The 18,729-nt window shown below is 38.3% G+C and carries 16 protein-coding genes; 7 read left to right on the forward strand and 9 right to left on the reverse strand.

What is annotated here, in order from left to right:
* Window positions 1-66: 66 nt before the first annotated feature.
* The gene (locus ACGLYD_RS10990; protein WP_399632947.1) at window positions 67-2,163 is read right to left on the reverse strand and encodes a helix-turn-helix domain-containing protein; all 2,097 of its coding nucleotides are present in this window, start codon (window positions 2,161-2,163) and stop codon (window positions 67-69) included.
* 404 nt (window positions 2,164-2,567) lie between these two features.
* Between ACGLYD_RS10990 and ACGLYD_RS10995 the strand changes: the two genes are divergently transcribed.
* The 4 genes from ACGLYD_RS10995 to nagE all read left to right on the forward strand — a co-directional run bounded on the left by ACGLYD_RS10995 (window position 2,568) and on the right by nagE (window position 6,000).
* Window positions 2,568-2,831, forward strand: a complete 264-nt coding sequence (locus ACGLYD_RS10995; protein WP_067213988.1) for a YqhV family protein — start codon at window positions 2,568-2,570, stop codon at window positions 2,829-2,831.
* 292 nt (window positions 2,832-3,123) lie between these two features.
* Window positions 3,124-3,606, forward strand: coding sequence for a PTS glucose transporter subunit IIA (locus ACGLYD_RS11000; RefSeq protein WP_187045213.1), 483 nt, complete (start codon window positions 3,124-3,126; stop codon window positions 3,604-3,606).
* A 39-nt stretch (window positions 3,607-3,645) separates the two neighbouring features.
* The gene (locus ACGLYD_RS11005) at window positions 3,646-4,464 is read left to right on the forward strand and encodes a PRD domain-containing protein (RefSeq protein ID WP_187045214.1); all 819 of its coding nucleotides are present in this window, start codon (window positions 3,646-3,648) and stop codon (window positions 4,462-4,464) included.
* A gap of 75 nt (window positions 4,465-4,539) precedes the next feature.
* Complete coding sequence (gene nagE / locus ACGLYD_RS11010; RefSeq protein ID WP_399632951.1) at window positions 4,540-6,000, forward strand: N-acetylglucosamine-specific PTS transporter subunit IIBC; 1,461 nt, start codon at window positions 4,540-4,542, stop codon at window positions 5,998-6,000.
* A 686-nt stretch (window positions 6,001-6,686) separates the two neighbouring features.
* On the opposite strand, the gene ACGLYD_RS11015 is transcribed toward nagE, so the two are convergent.
* From ACGLYD_RS11015 to ACGLYD_RS11040, 6 genes are all read right to left on the reverse strand, one after another.
* The gene (locus tag ACGLYD_RS11015) at window positions 6,687-7,982 is read right to left on the reverse strand and encodes a serine hydrolase domain-containing protein (protein WP_399633191.1); all 1,296 of its coding nucleotides are present in this window, start codon (window positions 7,980-7,982) and stop codon (window positions 6,687-6,689) included.
* Between the two features lie 305 nt (window positions 7,983-8,287).
* On the reverse strand, window positions 8,288-9,301 hold the full coding sequence (locus ACGLYD_RS11020; protein WP_340742624.1) for an oligopeptide/dipeptide ABC transporter ATP-binding protein: 1,014 nt from the start codon (window positions 9,299-9,301) through the stop codon (window positions 8,288-8,290).
* A 5-nt stretch (window positions 9,302-9,306) separates the two neighbouring features.
* Window positions 9,307-10,326 carry an ABC transporter ATP-binding protein gene (locus ACGLYD_RS11025; protein WP_338656178.1) on the reverse strand — a complete coding sequence of 340 codons (1,020 nt, stop codon included), beginning with the start codon at window positions 10,324-10,326 and terminating at the stop codon, window positions 9,307-9,309.
* Between the two features lie 14 nt (window positions 10,327-10,340).
* Window positions 10,341-11,342, reverse strand: coding sequence for an oligopeptide ABC transporter permease (gene opp3C / locus ACGLYD_RS11030; protein ID WP_067213991.1), 1,002 nt, complete (start codon window positions 11,340-11,342; stop codon window positions 10,341-10,343).
* 53 nt (window positions 11,343-11,395) lie between these two features.
* Window positions 11,396-12,328: an ABC transporter permease gene (locus tag ACGLYD_RS11035; protein ID WP_399632954.1), complete on the reverse strand. Its 933-nt coding sequence runs from the start codon at window positions 12,326-12,328 to the stop codon at window positions 11,396-11,398.
* A 209-nt stretch (window positions 12,329-12,537) separates the two neighbouring features.
* Window positions 12,538-14,187 carry a peptide ABC transporter substrate-binding protein gene (locus ACGLYD_RS11040; protein ID WP_399632957.1) on the reverse strand — a complete coding sequence of 550 codons (1,650 nt, stop codon included), beginning with the start codon at window positions 14,185-14,187 and terminating at the stop codon, window positions 12,538-12,540.
* A gap of 134 nt (window positions 14,188-14,321) precedes the next feature.
* On the opposite strand from ACGLYD_RS11040, the gene ACGLYD_RS11045 reads away from it, so the two are divergent.
* Window positions 14,322-14,699 (forward strand): DUF3899 domain-containing protein, encoded by a 378-nt coding sequence (locus tag ACGLYD_RS11045; protein WP_067210682.1) that lies wholly within the window; start codon window positions 14,322-14,324, stop codon window positions 14,697-14,699.
* On the opposite strand, the gene ACGLYD_RS11050 is transcribed toward ACGLYD_RS11045, so the two are convergent.
* Window positions 14,684-15,610: a dipeptidase gene (locus ACGLYD_RS11050; protein WP_399632959.1), complete on the reverse strand. Its 927-nt coding sequence runs from the start codon at window positions 15,608-15,610 to the stop codon at window positions 14,684-14,686. The genes ACGLYD_RS11045 and ACGLYD_RS11050 overlap by 16 nt on opposite strands.
* Window positions 15,611-15,953: 343 nt before the next feature.
* Between ACGLYD_RS11050 and ACGLYD_RS11055 the strand changes: the two genes are divergently transcribed.
* Both ACGLYD_RS11055 and ACGLYD_RS11060 read left to right on the forward strand, forming a co-directional pair.
* Window positions 15,954-16,523 carry a biotin transporter BioY gene (locus ACGLYD_RS11055; protein WP_399632962.1) on the forward strand — a complete coding sequence of 190 codons (570 nt, stop codon included), beginning with the start codon at window positions 15,954-15,956 and terminating at the stop codon, window positions 16,521-16,523.
* 288 nt (window positions 16,524-16,811) lie between these two features.
* The gene (locus ACGLYD_RS11060; RefSeq protein ID WP_067210690.1) at window positions 16,812-17,036 is read left to right on the forward strand and encodes a small, acid-soluble spore protein tlp; all 225 of its coding nucleotides are present in this window, start codon (window positions 16,812-16,814) and stop codon (window positions 17,034-17,036) included.
* A 560-nt stretch (window positions 17,037-17,596) separates the two neighbouring features.
* Here the strand turns inward: ACGLYD_RS11060 and ACGLYD_RS11065 are convergent.
* Window positions 17,597-18,709, reverse strand: coding sequence for an endospore germination permease (locus tag ACGLYD_RS11065; RefSeq protein WP_399632964.1), 1,113 nt, complete (start codon window positions 18,707-18,709; stop codon window positions 17,597-17,599).
* Window positions 18,710-18,729 lie beyond the last annotated feature (20 nt).

Here is an 18,729-nt window from a genome sequence, read left to right on the forward strand (position 1 = left end):
ACAAGATTCTTCTACTGTCTCTCCTATAAGACTGCTTCATTGCCTTCATTGAGCTTAAATTTCATGTTATGTCGACAGAAGATTTCCCCCAAGAGATTCCACCCACTTTATCATACGTGTTTGTATTTTATTTGATGGCATTTTTATTTCTCTTTCAATATTACTTAAATAGGAAACTGATATATCTAATTCCTCTGATACCTGCAATAAAGTAAATCCAAAACTTTTTCGGATTGCTCTAATTTGTTCACCGATGTGTTCCACATCTCTTTGCTTATCCATGAACTTTGGTTGTTCGGGAGATTTACGTTGAACTTTTCGATTTCTTTCTATCGGACGATAATGTTCCTTAATTGTTACGGGGGGCTCAATCAGAACCGTTGAATTTCCCCAAATTCGGGACCACCCATTAGTAGATGCAATCGATTCATCCCATTTCTCATAATGCCACGCTGCAATGACCCCATCCTCAAGTAATGTGTCAAAAGCTTGTTCCAATCTATCTCTCGTACGAGACGGTGTACGCTCGTTCATTTCTTTACCTGTCGCATCTAATAGGGTTCTTATTTTATGGGGCTGCAAATAGTCTCCTTTTCTTGCTTGGGTTCTCCACCTCCAACTTAAATATCTAATGAGGTTTTTTTCCCATCTTTGTCGATAGGGATTATATTGTAACGCTTGTACGGGAAGTAGTGCGACCTGTCTCCCTGATCCGTAAAGATATTGGGAAAATACTTCACCGATAGTAAACACAAACTTCTTTTCCATCGGTTGTTCTTCTATATGATGCTGATCGCCATTTTGATTATTAAAAATAAACGCGCGTCCTTGTAGTTTCATCTGAATAGGCTTTCCTTTTTTATAAACAATTGCTTTTTCCAAATCAATCCACAAACTCTGCACTCTTGAGAGCGCTTTCAAAACTTGTTGTCGTTGATCAATTTCATATCCACCTCTTCGACCACTCCCCCCCAGTTTTTGTTTTAAACCGCGAATGGATAACAAATCATCAAGATGAATTTCTATACTATCTTTATGATGCTTTGCCTTGGATAAAAAAAAACAACAAAGTGCGTCAAATATATCAACATCCAGTTCCGATAATTCCTTTGTTAGACTCCAAGCCTTTTGAACTGTAGTGTCATCAATTGATATTACTTTGTCGCTATATTTGCATGGGATTATTTGTACTATTCCTTCGACACTTCCTTTACTTAATCGAACTGTTGGCCAAGGCGTGTGCTCATAACTCATAAATTTCTTTTTAGAAAGTGCTTCCCTTACCAATTGATAAGGTGCATTACTCATCACAAGTAAGTTGCCTTGATCAATCAATGTAAATGTAATATCTTTTTTCACTACCAATCCTGACTGCTTATCTAACTGCGCTTCTTCTTTAACATCAAGCAGTTCCATTATTCCCTCGACCGAAATTTCATCAATCCCCATTAAGGACATCACTTTTTTTATCCACGCTAGTGTATAATTATTTATTATTTTTGTGAATTTCTCCATGAACGCTAAGTCTTCCGAAAAACTTTCAGTAATAGACTTGTAAAATAACTCGTTCAATTCGCTTTTATCTAATTTTTCCATTTCACTAAAGCCAATCGAACTTTCTATATCTTCAAGAATCCAATCAGTTAGATAAACTCTAAACCAATTGCAAAAGTCTTCCCAAATAAGGTTTTCATTCAAAAATGTATCCTTTTTCAAAATGGAATCGAATTTTTGTATCAAGTGATCTATAAAACCTTTATCATTTAATTTCGAATGAGTTTTTATAGGAATTCCAAGATAGCCTTCATATTTTTTTATTAAGTAACCAACAATATTTTCACCTATACGCAAAATTAAATTATTTCTAGCTGCTAGGCGTAAGTTTATAAATAACTTTTCATTTTCTTGATAGGATTGCTCCCAAATAATAAATGTATTAGATTTGAAGTTATTTTGGACAACTGGCATATTTGTTATATTTCCCTGAATAATATTCTTATAAAGCGATTCCTCAGAACCATTATCACTAGGCTTTATTTTTTGGTTATAAATACATAGAACTTGAAAACTATTAATCTTACTTGACAAATTTCCAGATAAGGACTTATTTCTATTAGTTGAAGGAACAATGTCATCTATCTCAAAACCATTAAAATTTCTCAATTTGGAGACCCCCTAGCCAGCTAATTCTATTTAGCTTACCACAAAATATTTATTAATTCAGCATTTTCAAATTACCATTACTTTCTTTGCAAGAATCGCTCAGACTTCCAGCTTCATGAGTATATGTAATGTAATCATTTTGATAGATAGGTACTAATTCTGATACTTGTCCAAGCCGAGAATAAACACCTTATTACTTTGTAACATCCAGGGGTTCTTCAAAAAAACTTCTCTAATTCAAGGTGGTGAAAATAGAAAGATTCTAATCTCAGCCGTAAAGCCTGTCTAAGGGCTTTTCATTTTTCTCTACTAATAGAAGGAAAGCAAACATACACTTTAGTAACTACGATTAGGGGCAGGCTAATATAGCTGGATAACAAAGGGTGGAGGCGTCTTATTCATTGATGGAAAAAGCACTTATTTTCATAATTTTATTGAGAATTTTATCAGGAAGTATTGATATTACAGCGGCAATGTTTATGTTTAAATTTAATGATTTAGAAAAAGCCTTTTATATCAACACCCTACTGGCCTTAGTAGGTCCATGTATTTTAATTATTACGACAGGAATAGCATTGGTTGGACTAACTGAAAAAATTTCATTCGTAAGGATGATTTGCCTCTTTGGCGGAATTTTACTCATCCTTATCAGCTTAAAATCTAAATAAGAAAAGCATAAGTCCCTTCGGTGAATAAACCAATAGGACTATAAGATTGCAACCTTGTAAAAAAAAGTTTATTTTTCTATTGCATTATAATAAATTAAATGTTATTATCCGAATAGAAGTTTAATAGCGGATCACATGTTACTGACTCGATCAGGCGTGGTGGTAAACTTAGAAGGTTTTTTTAAAATCTTCTTTTTTACCCCATGCCTTTTCTTGTTTGCTCGTTGTGATTGCACAATATAAATCGAGGGATACGAGCCCTACATCACCGACAATAAAGGAGTCCACAGACATGCTATCAAAATTATTCAAGAAGAGTAAATTACAGATATTCGCACCTATTAATGGAGAAATAATCCCACTTGACCAAGTTCCGGACCCAGTCTTTAGCCAAAAAATGTTGGGCGAAGGAGTCGCTATCATGCCAAAGCAAGGTAGTATTCATGCTCCTATAGAAGGAACTGTCATCTTAGTATCCGATACAAAGCACGCCATTGGCCTCCGTTCAAGTGATGGGACAGAAATTCTTATTCACGTCGGATTGGAAACGGTTTCATTAAAAGGAAATGGCTTTACAGTATTAGTCAAAGCAGGCGACGCAGTTTCAGTCGGTCAATCACTTATTGAAGTAGATTGGGATTATATTCGCGAACATGCAAAAAGCATTATAACACCCATCGTGATTACAAATAGTGCGGAACGGAATGTAAAGTGCGAAGTTGCAAAAGAAGGCATCATGGGAGAAACAGTGTTAATGACAATTTCCACTAAGTAATGCATGAGTATATCCAGTGAAAAGAGGCGGTGACTTTCGATGAAAATAACAAAGATTCTCAATAATAACGCTGTCGTCGTACTAGATGGCCAGCATGAGAAGATTGCTGTTGGCACTGGGATTGCTTTTAATAAGAAACGCAACGATATTGTGAATGTCAAAAAAATCGAAAAGTTATTTGTTATGAGGGAGAATGACAAGTTACAGCAGCTTCTAAGTCGAATTCCAGAAGAGCATTTCACCATCTCAGAAGAAATTATTACATACGCAGAGGCGTATATGGGCACGAAATTAAACGAGCATATTCACATCGTCCTTACTGATCATCTGTCATTTGCAATCGAAAGAATTAGAGATGGTATTCATCTAAATAATAAGTTATTGCATGAAATAAAAATACTTTATAGAAGAGAATTTGAAATTGGGCTTTGGGCAATCCAACATATAAAAGAAAGATGTCAAGTGGACATGCCTGAGGATGAAGCCGCTTATATTGCCCTTCATATCCATACCATGAAACCGCAAGGAGGTGATTTGCATCAAACCGTAAGACAAACGGCGATTATTAGAGACATGGTCCAAACAATCAAGGAACACTTAATGATCACGATTGAAGAGGACGATATTTCTTATCATCGCCTAATTACGCATCTTCGCTCCACCCTAACAAGAATGAATCAGTATGGGCTTCACACGATGGATGAGGAAATGTTGGTCATGATTAAAAAGAAGTTTCCTCTTTCATATAATTGTGCAACCGAGGTTGCAAAGGAATTAGTTGTGTTACATGCAGTCGAGCTGCATGAACAAGAGTTGGGCTATATCGCACTTCATATTGAACGATTAAGAAAACAATAAAGCCAACATGAGTCGTCATCATATATATTCTTCCGAACAAACTATCTAAAAACTATGAATAGGGGTGAGTTTAACATGATGAAATACCTTCAAAAGCTTGGCCGTTCTTTGATGTTACCTGTAGCTGTATTACCTGCTGCGGCAATTTTAATGGGAATCGGGTATTGGATTGACCATGATGGTTGGGGTTCAGGAAACGTATTTGCTGCCTTCTTAATCAAAGCCGGGTCTTCGATTCTCGACAGCCAAAATATGTCTATTCTTTTCGCAGTCGGGGTAGCACTGGGTATGTCCAAAGATAAGGATGGCTCTGCCGCGTTAAGTGGTTTGGTCGCTTTCCTCGTAACTACGACATTGCTATCAACAGATTCGGTAGCTATGTTACTTAGCACGGATATTGCTAATGTAAATCCTGCATTTGAAAAAATTGAAAACCAATTTATCGGGATATTGTCTGGAATTATCGCATCCATTATGTACAATCGTTTTAGTCATGTACAGTTACCGGATGCACTTGCCTTCTTTAGTGGAAAACGCTTAGTTCCCATTATGACAGCTGCCGCTATGTTAGTCGCTTCAGCAGCATTATTCTTTATCTGGCCTATTGTATACACAGCTTTAGTTAGTTTTGGTGAAGGTATTAGTGGATTAGGTGCTACTGGTGCAGGATTATACGGCTTCTTTAACCGACTATTGATCCCTACCGGATTACACCATGCATTGAACTCCGTATTTTGGTTTGATGTTGCTGGTATTAATGACATTGGTAACTTCTGGGCTGGAACAGGCACGAAGGGTGTTACCGGTATGTATCAGGCAGGTTTCTTCCCAATTATGATGTTTGGGCTACCAGCTGCAGCACTTGCAATGTATCATACAGCTAAAACAAAAAGAAAAAAACAAGCAGCATCTTTGATGTTAGCAGCAGGTTTCGCTGCATTCTTTACAGGTGTTACAGAACCACTTGAATTTGCATTTATGTTCTTGGCACCAGCTCTTTATGTTGTTCATGCTGCGTTAACAGGTTTATCCTTGTTTATTGCCGCTACGTTCCACTGGACAGCAGGATTTGGATTTAGTGCTGGTTTTGTCGATTTAGTCTTGAGTTTCAGATTACCACTTGCTAATCAACCTTATATGTTAATCGTTCAAGGTTTAGTCTTTGCAGTCATTTACTACTTCCTATTCCGTTTCTTAATCGTGAAATTCAACTTAAAAACACCAGGTAGAGAAGACGATGAGGATGTAGCAGATGAGGACGTAGACGGAGTAGCAAGTACTACAACAGGTAATAAATTCTCAGGCATGGCCGCTACGATTTTTGATGGCTTAGGCGGAGACGCTAACGTAACTTCCGTTGACTACTGTGCAACACGCTTACGTGTAGAAGTAAAAGATATGAATGCGGTCAACCAAAAGAAAATTAAAGATACAGGCGTACCAGGGATAAACGTGGTAGGGCCACAAAGTATTCAAGTTATTGTTGGCACAAATGTACAATTCGTTGCGGATGAAATCGAAAAAATCCGCAAATGATAACATGCGATTATGAATGGACCAGGTCTCTGCAGACCTGGTCTTTTTGTATTTTAAAAACAACTATATATGTCGAACAAATGAATACGGCATATGCGCTTTACAAAGGGTTTTGGGAGGCCGCTGAAAAGTTCTAATACTAGAACTCCTACCAATACCGCTTCGCCGCTTTGTGGATGCCTCCTGCGATAAGCCAGAAAGGAGACCGCTTTCAGTCTTATCGCTCCGGCTACCACGAAGTCGCGCCTTCGCTGGATGGACTATGTGAGAAAGAGCTTTTCGTTATCGGAATGAGACCTGCAATCTCTAGTGCGTCCTTCTTGAACTAAATCACTTTCAAAAAATAATCACATTATAATCTCGGCATATACACTCCGAATCATAACTCTCTTCAATAATGAACAACGCTAGCGTAGGCGCGGTAAAGGGGTAGCCGAAGCCGTAGACTGGATGCGAAGCGCCAATCCAGGCTTAGGGCGAGAGGCATCCCCAAAGCGCCAAGCGTTCTACAATCCACTCCCCGAATTACACCTCTCTCATTATTGAGCGCCACAACAGATTCAATAGTATTTTTTAATTCAACATATATACTTATGAATACCTGTATAAATTGAGCGTATGCGCCTTACAAGAGGTAGCCGATGCGTGTTTGATGGAATATTTCACTATATACATACTCGCGATTACTACCTACTCTTTACTAGCATTCTTAGCCCAATAAATAGTGCCCATGCATCATTCTTTTCATCAATAAAGAACCGAATCGGCTTCTCGAGCGGCATAATTATTAGTGTTGTCTCGTTACTTGCGCGAAGTGTGTAGGTTTTATTATCAATTGTTGCCATGACGGTTTGATCTTCTAATGAAATATCAACTTGGGACCCTTCAGCTGATATATATGTCCCGAGTACACGCTGTTTTTGTTCTTTAGTCATTTCAAATTCAGGCTCTGTGTTTCTCTTTTGGTCGATTGGGATACCTAATGCAGTATTCACAGCCGCAAGCCAAATTGCGTCGGCACTTACACCGCTCATATTCGCTAAAACGACAGCAACAATTCCCTTTTCTGGAATGAAACCGAAATTAGAAGATACACCCGGCTGGCCTCCGCCATGTTCGACTAATGTAACCGCTGAGTAATTTGGAGTCGTTTGAAGGGCAAACCCATAAAAACTCTTGCCATTCGTTTGATGAACGGGTTGTGCCATTTGTGAAGTATACGCCCTACTGACAATATTCCTTTCAAGTACATCCACATAGATGTTTCCGTATTTCAACAAATCAACTACCGTCGACCGAATACCACCCCCAACGGCATAATTTCCTAACGTCGGCCACGGACATGCTACCGGCTTACCATCCTCCAGCACATATGGTGTTGTGACATTTTCAAAACTCTGTAATCCAAGAAGATTATATGTCGTTCTGGTCATTTGTAAGGGGTTTATAATTTGATTATTGATATATGCCTGATAATTTTCGCCAGTTATTTTTTCAATAATTGCGCCCAGTAAGAGAAACATATCATTGTTATAGCACATATATTCCCCAGGCTTCCCTACCCAGCTCCATGCTTTTTCGTTTAAATAATGAAGATGTTCATCGAATTTCGTGAGTTGTTCCTTTCGCTCCATTGTTGCAAGACCTGTTGTGTGAGAAAGGAGATGACGTATTTTTATATCCTCCATATCGGCATAATCGACTAATTGAAATTCAGGAAGATGCTCGATCACCGCGTCTTCAACTTGTAAACGTCCTTCTTCTGCCAGTTTCATAATAGCAAGTGCGGTAAATGATTTTGTGATTGATGCGATTCCGAAAATCGTTTCTGGGGTGATCGGCTCATTCGTTTCAAAATTCCTTGTCCCAAATCCTCGCTCATAAATGGATTGTCCGTTTTTCGAAAGTGCAACTGCAACACCCGGTATTTGTTCCTTTTCCATTACTTCCACTATAAACTTTTCAAATTGTTCCCACTGCATCAATTGTATCAATCCCTTCGTAAGTTTATTGTTATTAAGTAGATAGGTAGTATTAGACAGGAAATGATTGTGTTAATAATAAGACTGTATAGGTTGAAATCTAGAACACCATTGAATCCGCTGCGGCGCTCGGGGATGCCTCCCGCCATAAGCCAAGCAGCTTTGCTGCCAGTCTTAGGGCTTCGGCTACCCCTTTTAAGGCGCCTTCGCTTAATTAATTATAGATATTACATTTATAGGGATTATGCTAGTAGATAACGTTATCTTAAACGATCTTTAGCAAACAAAAAAGTTGCCCCTGCTAATCAGGACAACTCTACATTAATTGGAACTGCATCTTGTCGGGACATTACTTTTTCATCGTGCAAATGACAGGCGACATAGTGGCCCTTCTCTACTTCCATAAACGCCGGTTCAAGCTCCGCACAAACTTTCATCGCTTTCGGACATCTCGTCCGGAACCTACATCCACTTGGAATGTCGATTGGACTAGGGACGTCACCTTTCAGGACAATTTGTTTTCTAGAGCGCTCCAGGTTCGGATCGGGCAATGGGATAGCTGAAAGTAGAGCCTCTGTATAAGGATGCAATGGTTTCTCATAAAGCGTTTCACTTTCCGTTAACTCCACAATTTTCCCTAAATACATAACTGCAATTCGGTCGCTTATGTATTTCACCATTGATAAATCATGCGCAATGAATAAAAAAGTAAGCTCTTTTTCTTTTTGGAGTTTCTTCAATAAGTTGACGATTTGGGCCTGTATCGATACATCCAGTGCAGCGATTGGTTCATCTGCGACAATAAATTCTGGCTCAACGGCCAAGGCACGTGCAATACCGATACGTTGCCTTTGCCCTCCGCTGAATTCATGAGGATACCTTTGCGAATGTTTTTTGTTCAAGCCCACGAGCTCTAACAGCTCATTCACTTTTACTTCTCGTTCTTTCAATGATAACTCGGCTGAATGAATGACTAGCCCCTCTGAAATGATTTCCATAACAGTCATACGCGGATTCAATGAAGAATAGGGATCTTGGAAAATCATTTGCATATTGCGCTTCTTCTTTTTTTGCTCTTGTTTACCGCGTTTTGAATGGACTACTTCATTAGCAAAAAGAATTTCGCCACTCGAAGGCTCATAAATTTGAGTAATGGTTCTCCCGACTGTCGATTTCCCACATCCTGACTCACCAACAAGACCCAGCGTCTCCCCTCTTTTTATCGTAAAACTAATTCCATCAACGGCTTTTAATGTACTATTCTTATTAAGCTTGAAATGTTTTTTCAATTCTGTAACGACTAATAAATCTTCATTCATATTCATTATTTTACACTCCTAACTTTTTCCGGGACATGTTCGGCCGGCGTTCGCACATCTTGCAGCCAACATGAAACTGAGTGACTTTCACCAAGCTGCGTCGTTTCTGGATGGAAGTTATGACAGACCTTCATCGTATACGGACAACGGGCAGCAAATGGACAGCCTGTACCAAGTGTTGCTAAGTCTGGCGGTGAACCCGGAATAGGAATAAGTGGCTCGGATCGACTGGCATTCAAGTTAGGCATGGAATGAAGAAGTCCTAACGTATACGGGTGTTGTGGTTTATAAAAAATTTCATCTAGCGTCCCTTGCTCCACGATTTCACCCGCATACATGACAGCAACTCGATTAGCCATGTTTGCGACAACGCCAAGATCATGCGTAATTAAAACAATTGCCGTATCCATTTTTTCTTGCAAGTCCTTCATTAACCGCAGGATTTGAGCTTGAATTGTTACATCGAGAGCTGTTGTCGGCTCGTCAGCTATTAATACTTTTGGATTACAAGCAAGCGCCATTGCTATGACAACACGCTGCCTCATTCCACCTGAAAACTGATGCGGATATCCATCTAGGCGTTCTTCAGCATTCGGTATACCGACCATTTTAAGCATTTGAAATGCTCTTTGTTTGGCCTCTTTTTTTGTCATCTTCTGATGTTTTATGAGGCCCTCCATAATTTGTTTCCCGATTTTCATCGTCGGATTCAAGGAAGTCATTGGATCTTGGAACACCATTGATATTTCTGAGCCTCTTACCTTCTGCATATCACTTAACGATAGTTTTAAAAGATCCCGCCCCTCGTAAGTAATGTCCCCTTGTGGAATTAAGGTATTATGCTTTGGTAAAAGACGCATAATTGACTTTGCGGTAACGGATTTCCCTGAACCTGATTCACCAACAATCGCCAACGTTTCACCTTTGTTTAACTTAAAATTCACACCTCTTACTGCCTTAACCGCACCTGTTTGGGTCTGGAAGGAAATGTGTAAATTATTGACTGACAATATTTCTTCATTCATTAAAGACCCACTCCCTATTTTCTCATTTTCGGATCTAACGCATCACGTAATCCATCAGCGAGTAGATTGAAGCAAATCATAATCGTACTTATTACAAGTGCCGGGAAAAGTAGCTTGTATGCGAAATACCTCATAGATTTATAACCATCTTCAATTAACACACCAAGCGATGCTTGTGGCGCCTGCAATCCTAAGCCTATGAAACTTAAAAAGGCTTCGAAGAATATGGCTGTAGGAATTGTAAACATGATGGTAACGATAATCGGCCCCATTACGTTTGGCAATAAATGCCTCCAAATCAATCTAGAATTTGATGCACCGAGCGTTTGGGAGGCTAGGACAAATTCTTGACTTTTCAATTGCAAAATTTGTCCGCGTACAACACGTGCCATTCCTACCCACCCGGTTATCACCATCGCTAAAATAATGGACGTAATACCCGGTTCAAGAATGAGTATGAATAAGATAATGATAATCAAATTCGGTATTCCCATTAATACTTCAATTATTCGTTGCATAACATTATCTACTCTGCCTCCGTAGAAGGAGGAGATACCGCCATAAACGACACCAATAACTAAATCTAAAGCCGCAGCAACAAGCGCAATGAAGAGTGAGATTTGCGTTCCTTTCCATACCCTTGTCCATAAATCCCGGCCAAATTCATCTGTCCCGAACCAGTAATTTGCTTCTATATTTCTTTTTTCATAAACATCTACACCTTTTATATCTGTTCCATCAAAACCAAGCCACCCAAGTCCAGGGACTTTTGCAGGTAAATTAGAGTGAACCAAGTTTTGACTTCGGTACGTATGTTCATTCATTAAGGGACCTATTAGGGCCAAAATGATTAGCAATACGAGTAAAACCAGTGAAATAACTGCTCCCTTATTCTTAAATAATCGGTGGAATGCCTCTTGCCAAAATGAGACAGATGGCGAGTTGATGTCTTCCAGTTCCATTGGATCCAGCGGTGCGGGCACGAATAGATCAGCTGTAATTCCATCTGTATTCATTTTAAAGTTATCCGTAGATTTGCTTTGAATGGACGAATCTTTTTCGATTTTGTTCATGCCTGTCCCCCCTGTTTATAATCAATCCGAGGATCCAGAAGACCATATAAAATATCAACAATAAAGACAACGAATATGAACAACGCACTATAAAACAAGGTAATTCCCATAATTACGCTATAATCGAGGACCATAATTGACAATGTGAACTGTTCCCCGAGACCAGGTACTGAAAATATCTTTTCAATAACTAATGTTCCTGTCATGATCGATACCGCTAACGGACCGAGCATCGTAACAACAGGGATTAGCGCATTTCGAATGACATGTTTCGCCATAACCGTGGATTCGTGCAAGCCTTTTGCTCTTGCTATCGTCACATAATCCTGTCCTAATACTTCGAGCATTTCACTTCGGATGAAACGTGCGACCGTTGCGATAACTGTTACTGAAAGTGCGAACGACGGTAAAATGGTACTCGCATAACTTTCCCATAAAGCAACAGGTAATAATTCATACTTCACCCCAATGAAGTATTGTAGCAATGCTGCAAAAACGAACGATGGGATAGACATCCCGAGTACTGCAAGTGTCACAGCACCATAGTCAAGAAGTGTATTATGTCGTAATGCAGAAATAATACCGAGTACTAGCCCTACAATCGTCCCAAATACAAGTGCTTGTAAACCAATGAGCGCAGAAGGGCCAATACGATTAACGATCATACTTTTTACAGTTCGACCTTCATATTGGAATGAATAGCCAAGATCGCCTTGTACTAAATTCCCTAAATAGCGAATGTATTGGATTGCTGCCGGTTGATCTAATCCATATTTGGCATTTAAAATAACGAGTTGCTTATCAGATAACTTTTCCGGGTTTGTAAACGGCGTTCCCGGAAGGAATTGCATAAGAAAGAACGTTGCTGTGATAATGATAAACAATGTAATAATCATAAACCCGAATCTTTTTACTATGTAGCGCTTCAAATCGGACACCCCAATTCCTTAAAAAGCTCTTGATTTTCCTTCTATAAAGGTTGATATAAAATATCCCATTGAATTTGCTTCGGCTAACCCTTGTAAGGCGCCTTCGCTCAGATTAAATAGATATTCTTTTCTCAAGTTATTTATCAATCAGAAAACGAAGATGCTCCAGTTGGACACACCTTCGCTTATCTGTTGCTTAAATCATATGTTTATTCGATGTGAGCCCATTTGTAAGTGAATTCAGCACCCGTTGGATGTTTAGCTAAATCTTTGATTTTATCACGTACAAGAATTGCAGACCCTCGTTGATAAAGAGGCGCAACTGCTGCATCTTCTTCCAACAAAACCTTTTCAATACCAAGCAACATCTCGTAACGCTTGCTTAAATCCGTCTCACCGCGTGCATCATGAACTAATGCATCTAATTTTGGATTGCTATAATCCATACGGTTTGAAGAACTGCCTTTTACCCACATATCTAAATAGGTCATCGGGTCACTATAATCTGGTCCCCATGTAGAAAGAGAAAGTTCATAGTCGACTGCTTTTTCAATTTCAAGACGCTGAGCGAATGGTACAGCTTTAATATCAAGCTTAAATCCAGGAAGATTGTCTTCAAGCTGCGCTTGTAAGTACTCAGCTACTTTTTTCATTTCATCCGAGTCAGCAATATTGAGTGACACTGTCAATTCTGTTTGTCCAACTTCAGCTAAAGCTTTTTCCCATATTGCTTTTGCTTCTTCAGGAGTCCCTTTATTGAAGTCTCCATTTAACTCTCGGTAATCCTTATTATCAGGCGAGAAGTAAAATCCTTCTCCAACTACTCCGTAAATTGGTGAAGAACCGTCTTTCAAAATAACATCTGTCAAACCTTGACGGTCAACTGCCATTCCAATCGCACGGCGAATTTCTGAATTCTTAAGCACTGGATGGTTGTGATTAAAGCGTAAGAAGACAATACCTGAGTCTTTTTCAACTTTAAAGTTTTTATCCTCAACATATTGGTCGATAAGTGCAGAAGTTAATTTGACGCGGTCAATTTTCTCTGTCTCATATAAATTCGCCCCGGCAGACGGGTCTTTAACGACAAATACATTTACCTCTTCAATTTTCACTGTGCCTGCATCCCAATAATCTTCATTTTTAACAAGTTTCCAGCTTTGTTCTTGTGACCAGTTAACAAGTTTGAATGGACCATTTGCTAAAATGTTGTCAGCTTCGAGTGCATACTGATCTCCAAGCTCTTCTACAAACTTTTGATTTTGCGGTAAGAATGTCGGGAATGCCAGTAATGTTTCAAATAATGGATTTGCACTTTCAAGTGTCACTTCAAGCGTTTTTTCTCCTGTTGCCTTAATACCAAGTTCTGCAGCATCCATTTCTTCGTTCATGATAGCTTCGGAATTCTTGATGCCTGCAGTAACAAGCATGTAATTATATGCACCAGCTTCTTTCATAACACGTTTCCACGCGTATTCAAAATCGGCAGCTGTTACAGGTTCGCCGTTGCTCCACTTCGCGTCTCTAATTGTAAATGTATGAACGATGCCATCTTCACTTTTCTCATGCTTCTCTGCGAGCGCGGGAACAGATTGGTTACTTTGATCCTGACGATACAGCCCCTCATTCACGTTATTCAAAACGTCAAATGCAATAGCGTCATGCGCTTTTGTTGAATCCAATGTTGGAATATCAGCCGTTGCACTCAAATTAAGTACTTGTGCAACCTTGCCGTCTGCTTCTTTTTCATCCTCTTTCTTGTCGTCTTTCTCTTCAGTTGATGAGCTGAAATTACAACCCGAAACAATCAAAGAAAAAATGGCCAAGAAAATTAAGCCTAACCATGTTTTTTTCTTCATTTCCCATTCCCCCCTTGTACTATTCTAGTAACTATATATAATTGTAAGTGCTTACAATCACAATAGCAATAATATTTTTAATTAATAGATATATCCCTATTAATCTATAAATAAGGTAGGAGTTGTTAACCTCTATGAAAAAGAAAAGCTTACTTCTTTCTTTTTGCATCACATCTTTCGTTATTTTATTCTCTACTGTATTTATGGCCCCAAAGTATATCATTATTTTACTTGATTTATTTTTCTATATCGGCATCATCATGTTACTAATCGGCAGTGTATTACTCATCATCCAAGATGGTTTTTTCACTAGATTTATCAACAACTCGAGACGTTTCTATTCAACCCTTAGCAAACGCGAGCAAGTTATACAGGACGTAGAAGGTAAAAACGGAGAAAACCCGAGTTATTTAAAACAGTTTCCCTTACTAGCCTATATTTTACCCCTCGGCGCTTTCTACTTCTCACTCAGCTTGATTGGCTCTCTTATTACCGTTCAATTAGGACGATGATCCATAAAGTTTTGGTAGGCAAAACCTTTGACCGTCTCTTCACTGTATTTTTTTAGCAACTCATTTAGTAAATTCGGATGCATAGATGCATCTTCCAAATTAACAATCTTCGACGAGATACCATCGAAGTCTGAGCCTAACCCAATTTGTTTCTCTCCGCCTAAAGAACAGAAATGGTCAATATGTTCGATTAGGTCTGTTATCACAACTTCCCCTTGTTCCTTCACAAACGGCGGATTGTAGACAACATGGACGAGCCCATTTTTTTCAAACAGTGTTCTTGCCTGATCATCTGTCAGATTACGAACATGATTGCATAATGCTCTGGCATTCGAATGGCTCGCAATTGGATAGTTTGCTTCTTCCATGACATCCCAAAAAGCCTTTTCACACAAATGGGAGACATCGGTCAAAATTTTATGTTCATTATTGAAATGAACAATCTCTTTGCCAAACGACGTCAGTCCCGCTCCACGTGGTTCTCCCGCTCCGTCTGCTGCCAAGTTGGCATTATTCCAAGTAAGACCAATCGAATGGACTCCCAATTGATGAAGAATAGATAGCTTTTGTAGATCGTTTCCGATTGCATCCACACCTTCAAGCGTCAACATCGCTCCAATTTCTCCGTCTTTTAACTGATCGAAATCGCTCCACTCCTTGATCAGTTTCATATTCGGATTGTTCCCAAGCACATCTGTATAGAAATAATGGATTTGATCTAAAGCAGCTTGAAATTTCTGATCTGACTTCATTTCCGGATACACGAATATAGCAAATGCTTGTACTTTTACTCCACCCTTTATTAGTTTTTCATAACTCGTATCGAGTTCCAAAGAATCTTGAAACTTCATTTCCCCTTTTGATTCATACAATCTAAGCAATACATCACAATGCAAGTCGATAATTTTCAATTTATTTGCCCCTTTCAGATACACAAATAGAATCAACAATTAGAACTATCTGTTAATAAAAATAGTAGCAAACAACTAGTTGGATTTCAACTTCATATTCGCAAAAATAAATCCATCACCTGTATAGTCCAAGTGATGGATTTCGACTATCTATTCGATAAACAGTCATAAGGTTTCACAACTCACACTAATCCCTTACAAAGGAACTGTAGGTTTAGTCAATACCTAAACAATACATTTCATTTAAAAATAATCGTATTGACGAAAGCAGTTGGGTTACTATTCAATTAATGAGTAAACTTATATTTAAATTAATTTAACACAAAAAGGAGATTTGAACATTATGACTGAGTCAAGTTACAAACTACGAATGATGATTATTTCAGCACTATTCGCAGCAATTATTGGTGTATTAGCGCAAGTTACAGTTCCATTACCACTTGTACCAATTACTGGACAAACGCTTGCCATCGGACTTGCTGCGACAATATTGGGCGCACGATATGGTACATTGTCAGTACTTATTTATTTATGCATGGGCGCAATAGGTATACCGGTATTCGCACAGATGTCTGGTGGTTTAGGGATTCTAGTTGGGCCAACTGGTGGGTATTTGATCGGGTTCATCCCAACTGCACTTATCATTGGCTATTTTCTTGAAAAAACGAGTTTTACGGTTAAAAACGCAATCATCGCAAACGTAATCGGAATGTTTATTGCATTAACTTTTGGAACGGTTTGGTTAAAAGTCATTGCAAATCTTTCTTGGACCGCAGCATTTTCAGGTGGATTTGCACCGTTTCTTCTTGTTGGCTTCATTAAAGCGACACTGGCAGCATGGGCTGGCATTACTGTTAGAAATAGGTTGAAATCAACAAATCTAATATATGCATGGAACGCTGAAGTAAAATAAATCACACCGGATTCCAAAACGGCTAGTAATTGTTTTGGAATTCGGTATTTCACACTTTTCATCTGCTATCCAACCTACTTTCTACCCCAATAAAACTCTAGTAGATTAACGTCCCATTCCACTATTTCATACATATTCTAAACGCCAGATATGAGGATTCTTTGCCATACGGAAAATATCATTGTAGTAATCGTCTTCTTCCCGAGAACTGTAATCGACAAATAATTATTATGAATTTGGGAACGCTATCTCTTGAAGGTTTTTAAAAAAGTTGAAGGAGGAAGTATAATGACTAACATCAAACCGAATGATTCAGATGACAATGTAAATAGGCTAAAGAAAACCATCAGTAATATGGAAGCAGCCGAAGCAGCGATGGAATTCGCCGAGGGGAAAGAACTTGCTGCAATCAAGGAGAAAAACGAGCGACGTAAAGAAAGCATTGAAGGATTACAAACTGAAATAAGTGCAGAAGAAGAATCACGAATTAACGGGTATAAAAAAAGAATGTAAGTATAGATTTAGGCGATATTGTGCCTAGTTGTGCATTTCTACTACGTATGTATGCTTCGCACAATTTCTTAGCTATATGTTTAGTATCGACAATAGAACCCACCATGCCTCTTACAATGCGGACCATGGTGGGTTATTTTTATATTGAATATTTTTCCACAGATAAAGCCTAGGACTATTCCTATACTGATTAATAATAATTGCCAGACAGACAATCGAGCAATTTATGTATCTAAATATATATAAATAAGTATCCTTCAATTATTACAACGTTTCAATTAACCGTTTCTCATCAAGTTCTGTCGATTTAACAACGGATTCAGTTATATAATAGTCCGATCTTGAATGGTAGAATTTTTACCATTGGATATCGTCGTGATCGTTCTATCATAAGGTCTGGTGCCCAGATTTTTTAAAAACAGTGAAACAAAAGCCAGTACAAAATCAACCTGGTATATAAACATCTAAGTATCAAATAAACGTACCCGACCTAACCAGAGTTGGTCATCTAACCCTCTAGTAAAATACTTACGCTACAAATTTATTCGTTTCGTATCTTGTTATTTTGTAACTTCTTTCTTCAAATTCTTCCTTCGTATTCCGTAAACGATAGCTAACAAAAGTGGAAATATAATTCCGACTACTAATGTGAGGGAATTCCCCGTAGTATTGTCCCAATTCTGTTTATAGATAATATTAGGATAAACCACGAGAGAGAGAACCACTGCAATTATCCCCATTGGCATTATTATGGGACGATAATCCTTCAAATTTAAGATTTGTGCAATTGCTAAAATAGTAGCGTAAAAATAAAGGATCAACTTGAAATAGAGAGAGATAATCCATAGTAAAGCCATTAATACTTCAATTCGCTCAATAAAATTTCCGACACTAATTCTTTTGGCCAATTCATAGCTTGGATAAACTTCGTTTGCCGTTTTTGCTGCTCCTAATACCGAGATACTCAAAAATGTAATGAGAATAATAATAAGTCCGCCAATTAAATTTCCAATTAGAAAGGATTTTTTTGCCTGTTTAACTTTATTAATAAATGCAGGGAAAATCATTAATAAAACAATCGCATTTCCAGAAGATATAAGGACAAAAAAGAAGGAGGATTTGATCATCGTTTTCGGTTCTGCCTCAAACACAGGCTTTATGTTATCAAACCGGATATCAGGTACAATTAAAACGGTAAATACAATAAAGGTGATAATGAAAAAGGCGGCAAAGATTTCTGCAGAACGTGCGATGGTCTCTAATCCAAGATAAACGCCCAATACCATAATTCCAGCCATCAGAATATTAAGGGCTGACACTGGAGTGTTTGGCATAATATGGGTATTGAAAAAATTCCCTGATTGAAATAAAAGAGTTGAAGCATAAAGAAGTGACATCATTACAAATAAAACTGAAACGGCTTTACCAATCCATTTTCCATATACCTTTTCATTGATTTGAACATAGGTGAGGTGAGGAAACCAAAGTGCTATCGCTGTGAAAAACCATATCACCAAAAACCCGATTCCCATACCAATTATAGCTGTAATCCAAGCATCTTGGTTCGTTTTTGCTGCTAAAACTGACGGAACTTCTAAAATGCTCGTACCAATCGTAAAAAAGATAACTAACACTAGAAACTGATTTGAATTTATTTTAATATTATGCATCATTTCAACTCTTCACCTTCCTT

The organism is Sporosarcina sp. SG10008, assembly GCF_044569405.1.
GTDB classification, from domain to species: domain Bacteria; phylum Bacillota; class Bacilli; order Bacillales_A; family Planococcaceae; genus Sporosarcina; species Sporosarcina psychrophila.

Bases quoted from the DNA above. Each gene is read 5' to 3' on its own strand.
- ACGLYD_RS11055 (WP_399632962.1), top strand. From the start codon at position 15,954: ATGACTGAGTCAAGTTACAAACTACGAATGATGATTATTTCAGCACTA.
- ACGLYD_RS11020 (WP_340742624.1), bottom strand. From the start codon at position 9,301: ATGAATGAAGATTTATTAGTCGTTACAGAATTGAAAAAACATTTCAAG.
- ACGLYD_RS11040 (WP_399632957.1), bottom strand. From the start codon at position 14,187: ATGAAGAAAAAAACATGGTTAGGCTTAATTTTCTTGGCCATTTTTTCT.
- nagE (WP_399632951.1), top strand. From the start codon at position 4,540: ATGATGAAATACCTTCAAAAGCTTGGCCGTTCTTTGATGTTACCTGTA.
- ACGLYD_RS11005 (WP_187045214.1), top strand. From the start codon at position 3,646: ATGAAAATAACAAAGATTCTCAATAATAACGCTGTCGTCGTACTAGAT.
- ACGLYD_RS11015 (WP_399633191.1), bottom strand. From the start codon at position 7,982: ATGCAGTGGGAACAATTTGAAAAGTTTATAGTGGAAGTAATGGAAAAG.
- ACGLYD_RS11065 (WP_399632964.1), bottom strand. From the start codon at position 18,709: ATGATGCATAATATTAAAATAAATTCAAATCAGTTTCTAGTGTTAGTT.
- ACGLYD_RS10995 (WP_067213988.1), top strand. From the start codon at position 2,568: ATGGAAAAAGCACTTATTTTCATAATTTTATTGAGAATTTTATCAGGA.
- ACGLYD_RS11000 (WP_187045213.1), top strand. From the start codon at position 3,124: ATGCTATCAAAATTATTCAAGAAGAGTAAATTACAGATATTCGCACCT.
- ACGLYD_RS11025 (WP_338656178.1), bottom strand. From the start codon at position 10,326: ATGAATGAAGAAATATTGTCAGTCAATAATTTACACATTTCCTTCCAG.
- ACGLYD_RS11045 (WP_067210682.1), top strand. From the start codon at position 14,322: ATGAAAAAGAAAAGCTTACTTCTTTCTTTTTGCATCACATCTTTCGTT.
- opp3C (WP_067213991.1), bottom strand. From the start codon at position 11,342: ATGAATACAGATGGAATTACAGCTGATCTATTCGTGCCCGCACCGCTG.
- ACGLYD_RS11060 (WP_067210690.1), top strand. From the start codon at position 16,812: ATGACTAACATCAAACCGAATGATTCAGATGACAATGTAAATAGGCTA.